The sequence below is a fragment of the Acidovorax sp. GW460-11-11-14-LB4 genome (assembly GCF_059423685.1).
This window is the reverse complement of the sequence record NZ_JBWKYJ010000110.1, coordinates 1-11,526: the sequence shown is the minus strand read 5'-3', so window position 1 is coordinate 11,526 and position 11,526 is coordinate 1. Positions and strand designations below refer to the sequence as shown.

The window sequence follows — 11,526 nt, the reverse complement described above, 5'->3', positions numbered from 1 at the left end:
TCTACCAGGGCGATCACAGCCTCTGGCGCGTTCAGACTGGCCAACTGTCCATAACTGCGTGCTGTGCATAACGCTGCACCCCCGCCCTTCGCATGCGGATGACAAGTTCAGACTGATTGCTGCCACTTAGGTTCGACGGCAGAGTCCATGGGCGCCAACGCAAGCGGTCGCTTACCGGTCAGGATCTCAAGCGACCGATCGATTACCTGTACCGGTCGTTCGGCACTGTAGCGAAGTGCAAAGTTCTGGAATGGCCCTTTGCGTCACGGACGAAACGGTGTTCTGGACCATGGGCAGGCCTTCTTCAAGCGCCAGCAGGGAGGGCGAATCACTTCTTTTGGTCCTTCAGTGTCCGTAGCGCAATACCCGCCACCCGGGTTCCCTGTGCTCCTCAAAGTGCGTGATAGACGGGCAATAGTTCACTTTGACCTGATGCTGTTGCAACATTCTGATCATTGCTCTCGCCGCAAATAAAGAAGGAAACAAGGGGTGGCCGTTGGATCGCAATGCCCAAGACATCGCGCGCGGTATGTGGATATGCGGCAGTCTTGACGTCGCCATCCGCATCCGGCATTTGTGCAGGTGAGCCTGCCGTGAATCTCGTTGAAGGTGCGTGGATAAACTTTGAGCGCCGACTGGCGAGCTGCTCAGGCCTGACCTCGATGGAGTCACATTTCATGGCGCCGTGTTCTCGGCGCCAAATACCTGGTCGACAAATGCCAGCAGCGAAGCGGTGGGCTGTTTGTCGCGATGCACGACCAGGTGAGATTGTCGGAGCTGCCGCGGCAAGGTCGTGGAGATGCGGCACAGGCGGCCGGCCTCCAAAGCGTCGCTCACGACCCACGACGAAAGGCAGGCCACCCCCATACCCGCCTCGGCCGCATGTTTGATCGCCTCCGAACTTCCCAGCTCGATGCTTCGACGGTAGGAGCGCAAGTGGGGCAGCAGACTTTGGTCGGTGGCCTCGCGCGTTCCCGAGCCCGACTCACGCAACAGCCAGACCCCTTCACGCAGTGTCCGCATTGGCACCCGCTCGCCGGCCAGGCTCATTCGTGCCCACGCGCTGTCAGGCGATGTAACGACCACCATCTCGTCCTGGTGCCATGGCGTGACGGCCAGCGCCGCTTGGTGGCAAGGCCCTTCGATCAGGCCCACGTCCAGTTCAAACGCAGCGACCGCGTCACAGATGGCCGCCGTGTTTCCGATCACGACCTTTGAGCGCCAGGCACTGGCATGGCCCGGTTGCGCTGCGACAAAACGGGCCAGCAGCCTGGGCAGCACATAGTTGCCGATGGTGGTGCTGGCGCCGATGCGCAGCGACTGCGCCTGGGCGCTGCCATCGCGGGACATCAGCTCGATGCCGGCGGCACCGTCCAGCAGCGCCAGGGCCCGCGGCAGTAACGCACGGCCGTTGTCGTTGAGCAGCAGGCGCTTGCCCGCGCGGTCGAACAGGCGCAGCGACAGCAGCCGCTCAAGTTCATTCACGGCCGAGCTGGTGGCCGACTGCGACAGCGCAATCTCGGCGCTGGCTGCCGTGGTAGTGCCGCTGCGCGCAACCGCCACGAAGATCTGCAGCTGTCGCAGCGTGAGGCGAAGGGTATTCATGGCGGATTCGTTTGCAAAGCGATTAGATGGGTACATCTTAGCGATACAACCCGTTTGACGGGTCATCCATGAAGCCGGAAGCTTTGTCCTCACGAACTTCAACCGGAGGCAAGCAGCATGACCATCAACGTACTTCCTGAGCCACGCACATTGGCCTCTGCATCGGCTTTCGCACGCATGCTCCCCGGCCTGGCCCTGAGCGGCGCCTTGGCTGCCACCGGTATCGCGCTGGGCCGCATCGCCTGGCTGCAGGACCATGGCTTCAGTGCGCTGACGCTGGCCATCGTGCTGGGCATGATCGTGGGCAACACGGTTTACCCGTGGGCCCCGCGCTTGGCGGTAGCCAGCGGCGCCGGCGTCAACTTCTCCAAGCAGAACCTGCTTCGCCTGGGCGTGGTGCTGTACGGCCTGCGGCTCACCGTGCAGGACATTGACCATGTCGGCATCGCTGGTGTCGCCATCGACGCGATGATATTGGGTTCGACCTTCGCACTGGCCTGCCTCATCGGCACGCGCTGGCTGGGCCTGGAGCGCAAGACGGCGATGCTGATCGGCGCTGGCAGTGCCATCTGCGGCGCTGCTGCGGTGATGGCCGCCGAGCCGGTGGTCAAGGCGCGCGCCGAGCAGGTCACGGTGGCGGTGGCCACGGTGGTGGTGTTCGGCACGCTGGCGATCTTCCTGTACCCGGCGCTGTTCGAGCTGAACCGGCACTGGGCGCTGATCCCCGGCGGCGCCAACGGGTTCGGCATCTACGTCGGATCGACCATCCACGAGGTGGCCCAGGTGGTGGCCGCAGCACGTTCGGTGGGCCCGGACGCAGCCAACTCGGCCGTCATCGCGAAGATGGTTCGAGTAATGATGCTGGCGCCGTTCCTGGTGATGCTGTCGGCTTGGCTGGCGCGCGACAGCACCCTGCAAGCCCTAGTGGAGGCAGAGCATGCTCACGCCAAGGGTCAACTCGCTGTGCCCTGGTTCGCCTTCGGCTTCGTCGCGGTCGTGTTGCTCAATTCGCTGCAATGGCTGCCGGCGTCGGTGGTGGCAGTGACGACCGAGATTGACACCGCGCTGCTGGCGATGGCGATGGCTGCGCTCGGCCTGGCCACGCACATCGGCGCCATTCGCAAGGCCGGGGCCAAGCCGCTGCTGCTGGCGTTGATCTTGTTCGGCTGGCTCATCGTCGGAGGCGCGCTCATCAACCGCTGGGTGCCGGCCCTGCTGGGCTGAAGCCTCGAATTCACGGCCCAGGGCCCTGACCCTAAATTTCTTTGCACGCTCTGGAATAGACCGCATGCCGACGCCGTCTGCTCTTTTGTCGGGACCTATCTGACCCTTCGTCCCGCACTCACCCCCCTTCACTTCACACCAACCCTTCATCGGAGCCCACAATGTTCAAGACTTTCGCTTTCGCCGCCACCGCCCTGACGCTCGCCTCCGGCAGCGCCTTCGCCGCCCCCAGCGACGACGCCCGCACGCACTTCCAGGCCATCGCCTCGGGCGACACCCAGATCGTCATGCGTGCCTATGCCGACCAGGCCCAGCTGAACTGGGTAGGCGGCCCACTCGACGGCACCTATGCCACCACCGATGCCATTCGCGGCACCTGGGAGAAGTTCGGCAAGGCCGTCGGCCCACTGAAGCTCACAGTCGGCCAGATTGAAGAATCGGCCAACCCCAAGGGCGCCACCGTCTCGGCCAACGTCGTCTTCGAAGGCAAGATGCCCATCAAGGTGCGCTACGTGCTGACGTTCCGTGAAGGCAAGATCGTCAGTGAAACCTGGCAGATCGACCCCAAGCTGGCGGTGGCTGCGGCTTACTGAACGGCACGCAGCGTGGCTACTCTCCACCAGACCCCAAAGGACAACCCCATGAAGCACCTTTCGACTCTGGCCGCGCTGCTGATCACAGCGGCTTCCTTCGCGGCACCACTCACCGGCGCTATGGCTGCCGACGCGCCGGCCAAGCTCGCCAACGGCGCGCTGGTCGACGCCAAGGGCATGACGCTCTACACCTTCGACAAGGACGTGGCAGGCAGCGGCAAGAGCACCTGCAACGGCGGCTGCGCCGCGCTGTGGCCGCCCGCGATGGCCGCCGCCAGCGACCAACCCGCCGGTGCATACACGATCGTCATGCGCGACGACGGTGCGCGCCAGTGGGCCTACAAGGGCAAGCCGGTGTACACCTACCAGGCCGACCAGAAGCCCGGCGACCGCGCCGGCGACAACTTCAAAGACGTCTGGCACATCATCAAGGAATGACATTTGCTGTCGACTTCCGTCCAGACCCTCAGGCCACGACCCCCCGATGCAAGACGACGCAAGCCTGCTGAGCTGGGTGCCGCGCCTGCGCCGCTATTCGCGCGCGCTGGTGAACAACCGTGACGACGCCGACGATCTGGTGCAGGACACGCTGGAGCGGGCCTGGGCCAAGTCGAACCTGTGGGGCGGCGTGGCCGACATGCGCGCCTGGCTCTTCAGCATCATGCACAACCTGCACGTCGATGGCGTGCGCCGTCCCAGGCTGCACACCGTGACCATGGACGACGACACGCCCGAAGTGCCGGTGGCGCCGACACAAACCGACAGGCTGGCTGTACTGGATCTGCAGGCTGCACTGGACTTGCTGCCCGTCGAGCAGAAGGAAGTGCTTCTTCTGGTGACGCTGGAAGACATGGCCTATGCCGATGTGGCGCAGGCCCTGGGTATCCCCATCGGCACCGTGATGTCGCGCCTGTCGCGAGGCCGTGAGCGCCTGCGCGGCCTGATGGAAGGCCGCGCAGAACCGGTGCGGCTGAAAGTCGTCAAATGAATGTATTGAGAAGCAACCCATGAATACCGACCGTCCGCCACCGTCCATTCCCCCGGTCACCGAGGCCGACCTGCATGCGTTCGTTGATGGCCGCCTGCCCGCTGAGCGCCAGGTCGAGATCGCCGCTTATCTGGCCGCACGCGATGGCCGCCGCCAGCGACCAACCCGCCGGTGCATACACGATCGTCATGCGCGACGACGGTGCGCGCCAGTGGGCCTACAAGGGCAAGCCGGTGTACACCTACCAGGCCGACCAGAAGCCCGGCGACCGCGCCGGCGACAACTTCAAAGACGTCTGGCACATCATCAAGGAATGACATTTGCTGTCGACTTCCGTCCAGACCCTCAGGCCACGACCCCCCGATGCAAGACGACGCAAGCCTGCTGAGCTGGGTGCCGCGCCTGCGCCGCTATTCGCGCGCGCTGGTGAACAACCGTGACGACGCCGACGATCTGGTGCAGGACACGCTGGAGCGGGCCTGGGCCAAGTCGAACCTGTGGGGCGGCGTGGCCGACATGCGCGCCTGGCTCTTCAGCATCATGCACAACCTGCACGTCGATGGCGTGCGCCGTCCCAGGCTGCACACCGTGACCATGGACGACGACACGCCCGAAGTGCCGGTGGCGCCGACACAAACCGACAGGCTGGCTGTACTGGATCTGCAGGCTGCACTGGACTTGCTGCCCGTCGAGCAGAAGGAAGTGCTTCTTCTGGTGACGCTGGAAGACATGGCCTATGCCGATGTGGCGCAGGCCCTGGGTATCCCCATCGGCACCGTGATGTCGCGCCTGTCGCGAGGCCGTGAGCGCCTGCGCGGCCTGATGGAAGGCCGCGCAGAACCGGTGCGGCTGAAAGTCGTCAAATGAATGTATTGAGAAGCAACCCATGAATACCGACCGTCCGCCACCGTCCATTCCCCCGGTCACCGAGGCCGACCTGCATGCGTTCGTTGATGGCCGCCTGCCCGCTGAGCGCCAGGTCGAGATCGCCGCTTATCTGGCCGCACGCCCTGAAGACGCGCAGCGCCTGGAGGCCTACCGGGCGCAGAAGCGCGAACTGCACGTCTTGTTCGATCCCGTGCTGTATGAACAGCCGCCGCAGCGCCTGCTGAAATCGGCGCGCCCGCGTGCCGTGCCGCAGACGCCTTGGTACCTCCAGCGCCTGGCCGCTGGGATCGCCATCGCCGTCATCAGCGGCGCCACAGGCTGGGGCTTGCGGGGCGGCCTGCCCGCGGGGGGCGACGATGCCGGCCGCATGGCCGCCGCAGCACCCGCCGAGCGCGGCCTGACGCTGGTGTCAGCGGGCAGCTTCGCACAGCGCGCGGCGGTGGCCCATGCGGTGTACAGCCCAGACGCGCGCCGCCCGGTCGAGGTGGACGCGGCGCACGAAGACCAGCTCGTGGCCTGGCTGTCCAAGCGCATGGGCGCGCCGATGAAGCCGCCGCACCTGCAGGCCCAGGGCTACACGCTGGAAGGCGGGCGCCTGTTGCCGGGTGGCCAGGGGCCGGTGGCGCAGTTCATGTACCGCAACGAGCTCGGCAGCAAGCTGACGCTGTACGTGTCCAACGATGTCGCCGACGTGGGCAGTGCCGCGGGGCCGGACAAGGCACTGCAGGCCGGCGTGAAGAACACAGACACGGCCTTCCGCTTCGCACGCGAAGGTGTGGTCAATGTCTTCTACTGGGTCGACGGTCCCTTCGGCTACGCCCTGTCGTCCGACGCCGACCGCAGCGTGCTGGCGCAGGTGTCGGCCGAGGTCTATCGGCAACTTGGCACCCCGCGCTGAAGGCCAGGGCGGCGTCGGCGCGACGCGCTGTCGGCATGCCCAGGGAATGAAACGGCCCGAGCCGCGCTCTTGACCTGAAGCAAGCGCTGGGCAGTGGTTCATCGGCGGCTGCCGGCCCACGACCCAAGCGATCACTCTCCACAACAACTCAGAAAGCAAACATGACCACCCAACGCCGCGACATTCTCAAGTACACCCTGGCCGCCGCGGCAGCCAGCGCGCTGCCCGCAGCACATGCCCAGGCCCCGTCCGGCGCTTCAGCGGGAGCCGCAGCCACCGGCATCGACCCGCGCGATCGCGTCTTCATCACCAATGAAGACTCCAACACGCTGGTGGTCATCGACCCGAAGACCAACACCGTCGAGTCGACGATCAACCTGACCAGCTTTGACGAAGACCCTCGTCCCCCGTTTCGCTTTGTGACGGCCGGCGTGGCGCCAACGCACGCGGCGATGGTCCACAAGCCGCTGTACCACGGCTGTATCGATGCGCACGGCGCGGTGCCGTCGCCCGATGGCCGGTTGCTGGCCACCAGCGGGCGCGGCTCCAGCAACATTTATCTGATCGACGCCGAGCAGCGCCGCGTCATCGGCAACACACCCAACCCTGCGTCTGGGCCCACCACCAACCCCGAGCGCCTGAGTAGTGGCCTGCTGCTGGGCCGCGAACCGCACGAGCCCACTTTCACGCGCAACGGCCGCGAGCTGTGGGTCACGCTGCGCGGTGAAGACCGCATTGCCATCGTCGGCGTCGATCGTGCCGTTCGCCAGCTCAAGGGGGCCGACAGCCCGGGCTCCAGCGCGGTTCGCCAATACCTGCCCACGCTGAGCGGCCCGGCGCAGGTGTGGTTCAACCGTGAGGGTACGTTGGCCTTTGTGGCCAGCCAGAAGGTGTCGAAGATCGACGTGTTCCGCGTCAACCCCGGCGCGGATGGCCACAGCCAACCGCAGCGGCTGACCACGCTGGACATCAGCGCACAGGACAAACCCGGCTTCACGCCCTTCATGAAGACCACACCCGACGGTGCCGAGGTGTGGTTCTCGCACAAGCTGGCTGATGCGGTGTCTTGCCGCTCGACGCAGGGTGGCTTCGACCTGATCGACACCGTGCCGCTGGGCATGGGCGCGCGGCCCAACCACGTTGAGTTCGTGCGCAATGCGCGCGGCAGCGTGGTCTATGCCAGCCTGGCGCGCATCGACGATGGTGGCCCCGGCGGCGTGGCGTCGAGCCCGATCGCCATCATCGACCGCAGCGCTCCGGGCGGACAGCGCAAGGTGGTGGGCACCTTCTCCAGCCGTGGCCGCGAGTCGCACGGGTTGTGGACCAACCCCGAGAACACGCTGCTGTATGTGGCCCACGAACAGGACGAGCTGCCCGGCACGCCCAACGCGGGCCAGACCGTGTGCAGTGCATTTGATGTGAGCGACCCGCTGCGCCCGACCTTCATTGCGCAGATCCCCCTGGGCAATCTGACGCTGCCCTCTGGCGCGCTGCGCAACAAAAAGAGCATCAACCTCGTCTACGTGCGTGTGGGCGAGAAGGGCCAGACGGCATGAGCGGCGCGCACACCAGCCACGGCGCCAGCGCCGCGCACACCAGCGCATTCCAGCGGGATATGGACGAATCGATGGCCCGCATGATGCAGGCCATGCACAGCCCGGGCTACGCAGGCCAGGCCGACCAGGACTTTCTGGCGATGATGATTCCGCACCACGCCGGCGCTGTGGACATGGCGCGGCTGGTGTTGCAGCATGGGCGCGATCCTGTCACCCGGCAGTTGGCCGAGGAAATCATTGCCGGGCAGACGGTGGAGATCCAGAGCATGCAACGCCGACTGCACACCCTGCAGCAGCGCACAGCCAAAGGTGCGGAAGCGGAATTTCCGTCGCTGGGTGGGACGCGGGGGCCTTGATCGACAGCCCTAGGGAAAGTACCGATGAGCGCCACGGAATGAACCAAGCCACGCAGCGCTCTTGATCACCATGCTGTTCCAGTCTGCCGAGTCCCGCTATAACCAATGGGTGCGTGAGCACTACCGTTTTTTGCTGCGCAGTGCGTGGGCGCTCACTGGTTCGCGCGCCATTGCCGAAGACGTGGTGCAAGACTGTTTTGCCAACGCCTGGAAGCACCGGGAGCAACTGCGCGACGCTGCGCTGGCACGGGCTTGGCTCTTTCAGATCATGCGCCGCGCCGCCTTTCGCCAGGCCGCACCCAGCATGCAGTCGCTGGACGATGAAGAGCAGCCCGAGCAAGCGGCGCCCGACGCGGGGCTGGACGACAAACTCGATGTCGTCAAGGCGCTCGCGCGCCTGGCGCCCATCCACCGCGAGGTGCTGGTGCTGTTTTATTTCGACGACATGCCCACCGCCCAGATGGCCGAGGCGCTGGAGATCGCGCCCGGCACGGTGTTGTCGCGCCTAGCCCGTGCGCGCGACGCTTTGAAGCTGGCCATGGGGGTACCTGCGACACCCAAGGCCGATGTCAACGTTACCCCGTTTCGCAGGACCAAGACATGAGCCCCGATACCGACGCGCCTTTCCTGCCCGACAGCGAATTCGATTTGCGCGCGCGCGCCGAGTTGGCGATCGCCTTCGAGGCCAGCGACGCACCGGCACACCTGTACCGAAAGCCGCAGCCGCTGCTGGCGCGACGCGGCTTGCAGCGTTTTCTGGCTGCGCTTTTGCTGGCCGGTGGCACCAGCGGCGGGGTGCTAGCCGTGCGACCGCCAGCGATGGTGCGCGACGCGATCGACCACGAATACCACGAGCGCAGCTTGCGGGGCAGTTTCATGGAGCAGCGCCAGTTGCTCATGCACCTGGGCATGCGGGACGCCAACGTGGTGCCCGGGTTTCCCCAACTCATGCGGCCATGCGATATCGAAGGTCACCTCGCTTACCACCTCACCACGTTCTTCGAGAAGGGCGGCATGGTGACGGTGTATGCCTTTGACCAGCCTGTGGACCTGCGCGAGGCCAGCGGCTGGTGGAGCAACGTGCACTGGAAGGTGATCCGCTCGCGCGAGGGCAAGCCCTTGTTGCTGGTGGCCCAGAAAAAGAAGGCACTGGCGGTCGCGCAGACGGCACTGCAGGCACCTCCCGTGTCCGGGCCAGGCTGAGGCACCGCGTCCCTGTCAACGAATCAACCGCTCACCCCTTTCACCCCAACCGGCGCACGACGCCCAACCACCGGAGACCCCAGAAATGAACCAACAACCCACCTCGCTCCCCCGGCGCCACCTGCTGGCCGGCAGCGGCGCTGCTTTGGCTGCCGTTGGTCTGGCCAGCTTTGGCCGCACCGCAGCCGCTGCTGGTGAGACCGCGCCCGTCGCCGTGGCCGGTGCTGCCAAGCCTCTGCCAGCGTACGTGGGCTGGAAGGACCCGGCCAGCCTGATCGTGCACAGCAGCACCACCATTGAGACCAAGCGCAGTGTGTTCGGCACCAGCGTAATCACGCCGTCCGAGCAGCTCTACATCCGCAACAACCTGCCCGCGCCCGACGTCTCGATCCTGGGCAACCGCGATGCCTGGGAGATCAACATCGAGGGGGTGAAGAACCCGCGCAAACTCACGCTGGGCGACCTCAAGCGCATGGGCATCGAGACCACGGCGATGGTGTTGCAATGCTCTGGCAACGGACGCGGCTACTTCCCCAACAAGCCCAGTGGAACGCCTTGGCAAGTGGGCGCAGCAGGCTGTGTGGTGTGGAGCGGTGTGCCGGTGCGCTGGGTGGTGGATGCCCTGGGCGGCGTGGAGGCCGGCATGGCCTACCTCACCGGCACAGGCGGCGAAAAACTCCCCGATGGACTGGACCCCAAGAGCGTGATCGTGGAACGCTCGGTGCCTGCTGCCGCACTCGCCGATGCCCTGCTGGCCTGGGAAATGAACGGTGTGCCGATTTCGCTGGCCCACGGCGGCCCACTGCGCTTGATCGTGCCGGGTTACACGGGCGTGAACAACATCAAGTACGTCAAACGCCTGGCCTTCACCGCTCAGGAGACCGACGCACGCATCATGTCGCACGGCTACCGCATTTCACCGCCCGGCGCGAAGGGCGACCCGTCGCAGCCATCGGTGCAGGAAATGACGGTGAAGTCGTGGATCAACGGTCCCGGCACGGACGGCGCCCCGCTTAAAGCGGGTGACACACAGATCCATGGCGTGGCGTTTGGCGGCATGAACGCGGTGGCCAAGGTCGAGGTTTCTCTGGACGGCGGAAAAACCTGGCAGCTCGCGCGCATGGTGGGGCCCGACCTCGGCCGCTTTGCGTGGCGGCAGTTTGTTTTTGCGGCACGCCTGCCGGCGGGCCAGTTCACCCTGGCGAGCCGAGCCACCGACACCGCAGGCAACGTGCAGCCCGAACAACGCATGGAAAACGCGGGCGGCTACAACAACACCAGCTGGGCCGACCACGCCGTGAAAGTGAGCGTGGCATGAAGCGCACAATCCAAAAACACGCGTTGGTCGCTGCCCTGTGGTCGTTGGCATTCACAGTGCTGCCCGTGCACGCCGCCGACGATGCCGCGCAACTTCAACAAGGCAAGGTGTTGTTCGGCCAAGGCGCGGTGCCTGCCTGCGCCCTGTGCCATGCGCTCAAGGACGCGGGAGCCGAAGGCGCCGTGGGCCCCAGCCTGGACGAGCTCAAGCCCGATGCCAAGCGCGTGGCCACCGCGCTGCGCAACGGGATTGGGCAGATGCCGTCCTACAACGGCAAACTCAGTGATGCGCAAATTGCCGCCCTGGCGGCCTACGTGGCCAAGGCTTCGGGTGGATCAAAGTGATGGCTGGTTGGCCACAGCGCTGCTGCGCCAACTGACAAAAAGGACGGGATCACCTGCAAACAGCGATCCCGACTGAGTGGCTGACCCAGGGCGGGTCAGCCACTCACCATCACTTGCCTGGTTTGATGTCGGGGACCACCATCCAGCCAGCCCCCATCATCACAACCGCCGGGAACTTCTCGCCGGCCTAAGTCTTGCCCAGCATGGCCTTGTGCTCGCGGTAAGCCATCAACGCTGGCGACACGCCCAGGTGATTGATCGCACCATGCTTGATGCTGCTGCAGTCTTGCTCGTCGAGCTTGCAGATCTCTGCACGCTGTTGTCAACTCTCTAGCAATGTCAACTACGCGCCTGAAACCTGTCTCTGCGCCTTACCACGATGCATGAATAGGAGTGATCGCAATCCGGCACGCCAAGGGCATGCACGTTGAAAACTCGAACGGCAGCAACCGCTGCTTATGGAGAGCTCTCCATAAGCAGCGTTATGCACAGCACGCAGTTATGGACAGTTGGCCAGTCTGAACGCGCCAGAGGCTGTGATCGCCCTGGTAGA

Annotated in this window: 15 protein-coding genes and 1 pseudogene; 13 read left to right on the top strand and 3 right to left on the bottom strand. The window is 65.3% G+C overall.

The window, feature by feature from the left end; all coding sequences use genetic code 11:
- Positions 1-391: 391 nt before the first annotated feature.
- Positions 392-679 carry a hypothetical protein gene (locus tag AC07X4_RS23010; protein ID WP_133156668.1) on the bottom strand — a complete coding sequence of 96 codons (288 nt, stop codon included), beginning with the start codon at positions 677-679 and terminating at the stop codon, positions 392-394.
- Positions 676-1,605 carry a LysR family transcriptional regulator gene (locus AC07X4_RS23005; RefSeq protein WP_008904225.1) on the bottom strand — a complete coding sequence of 310 codons (930 nt, stop codon included), beginning with the start codon at positions 1,603-1,605 and terminating at the stop codon, positions 676-678. Before AC07X4_RS23005 ends, AC07X4_RS23010 begins: the two co-directional genes overlap by 4 nt.
- A 117-nt stretch (positions 1,606-1,722) precedes the next feature.
- On the opposite strand from AC07X4_RS23005, the gene AC07X4_RS23000 reads away from it, so the two are divergent.
- The 4 genes from AC07X4_RS23000 (at position 1,723) to AC07X4_RS22985 (ending at position 4,410) form a co-directional block, all read left to right on the top strand.
- Positions 1,723-2,829: a YeiH family protein gene (locus tag AC07X4_RS23000; RefSeq protein ID WP_008904226.1), complete on the top strand. Its 1,107-nt coding sequence runs from the start codon at positions 1,723-1,725 to the stop codon at positions 2,827-2,829.
- Between the two features lie 161 nt (positions 2,830-2,990).
- The gene (locus tag AC07X4_RS22995) at positions 2,991-3,422 is read left to right on the top strand and encodes a nuclear transport factor 2 family protein (RefSeq protein ID WP_008904227.1); all 432 of its coding nucleotides are present in this window, start codon (positions 2,991-2,993) and stop codon (positions 3,420-3,422) included.
- Positions 3,423-3,542: 120 nt separating this feature from the next.
- Positions 3,543-3,860, top strand: a complete 318-nt coding sequence (locus AC07X4_RS22990; RefSeq protein ID WP_231624607.1) for a COG4315 family predicted lipoprotein — start codon at positions 3,543-3,545, stop codon at positions 3,858-3,860.
- Positions 3,861-3,906: 46 nt separating this feature from the next.
- Positions 3,907-4,410, top strand: coding sequence for an RNA polymerase sigma factor (locus AC07X4_RS22985; protein ID WP_008904230.1), 504 nt, complete (start codon positions 3,907-3,909; stop codon positions 4,408-4,410).
- Here the strand turns inward: AC07X4_RS22985 and AC07X4_RS22980 are convergent.
- Entirely contained in the window at positions 4,403-4,600 is a 198-nt protein-coding gene (locus AC07X4_RS22980) for a hypothetical protein (protein ID WP_436220290.1), read from the bottom strand. The genes AC07X4_RS22985 and AC07X4_RS22980 overlap by 8 nt on opposite strands.
- Between AC07X4_RS22980 and AC07X4_RS22975 the strand changes: the two are divergent.
- The 9 genes and pseudogenes from AC07X4_RS22975 to sorU form a co-directional block, all read left to right on the top strand.
- A pseudogene (locus tag AC07X4_RS22975) lies at positions 4,539-4,727 on the top strand (COG4315 family predicted lipoprotein); the annotation flags it as partial. The gene AC07X4_RS22980 and the pseudogene AC07X4_RS22975 sit on opposite strands and share 62 nt — an antisense overlap.
- A 46-nt stretch (positions 4,728-4,773) precedes the next feature.
- Positions 4,774-5,277 (top strand): RNA polymerase sigma factor, encoded by a 504-nt coding sequence (locus tag AC07X4_RS22970; RefSeq protein WP_008904230.1) that lies wholly within the window; start codon positions 4,774-4,776, stop codon positions 5,275-5,277.
- Between the two features lie 19 nt (positions 5,278-5,296).
- Positions 5,297-6,196 carry an anti-sigma factor family protein gene (locus AC07X4_RS22965; RefSeq protein WP_015012966.1) on the top strand — a complete coding sequence of 300 codons (900 nt, stop codon included), beginning with the start codon at positions 5,297-5,299 and terminating at the stop codon, positions 6,194-6,196.
- A gap of 161 nt (positions 6,197-6,357) precedes the next feature.
- On the top strand, positions 6,358-7,752 hold the full coding sequence (locus AC07X4_RS22960) for a YncE family protein (RefSeq protein ID WP_008904209.1): 1,395 nt from the start codon (positions 6,358-6,360) through the stop codon (positions 7,750-7,752).
- Positions 7,749-8,108, top strand: coding sequence for a DUF305 domain-containing protein (locus tag AC07X4_RS22955; protein ID WP_008904210.1), 360 nt, complete (start codon positions 7,749-7,751; stop codon positions 8,106-8,108). Before AC07X4_RS22960 ends, AC07X4_RS22955 begins: the two co-directional genes overlap by 4 nt.
- Positions 8,109-8,178: 70 nt before the next feature.
- The gene (locus AC07X4_RS22950) at positions 8,179-8,712 is read left to right on the top strand and encodes an RNA polymerase sigma factor (RefSeq protein ID WP_050813810.1); all 534 of its coding nucleotides are present in this window, start codon (positions 8,179-8,181) and stop codon (positions 8,710-8,712) included.
- Entirely contained in the window at positions 8,709-9,311 is a 603-nt protein-coding gene (locus tag AC07X4_RS22945) for a hypothetical protein (protein ID WP_008904212.1), read from the top strand. The genes AC07X4_RS22950 and AC07X4_RS22945 overlap by 4 nt, the downstream gene beginning before the upstream one ends.
- Positions 9,312-9,396: 85 nt before the next feature.
- The gene (gene sorT, locus AC07X4_RS22940; protein WP_008904213.1) at positions 9,397-10,629 is read left to right on the top strand and encodes a SorT family sulfite dehydrogenase catalytic subunit; all 1,233 of its coding nucleotides are present in this window, start codon (positions 9,397-9,399) and stop codon (positions 10,627-10,629) included.
- Positions 10,626-10,973 (top strand): SorU family sulfite dehydrogenase c-type cytochrome subunit, encoded by a 348-nt coding sequence (gene sorU, locus AC07X4_RS22935; protein ID WP_008904214.1) that lies wholly within the window; start codon positions 10,626-10,628, stop codon positions 10,971-10,973. The genes sorT and sorU overlap by 4 nt, the downstream gene beginning before the upstream one ends.
- Positions 10,974-11,526 lie beyond the last annotated feature (553 nt).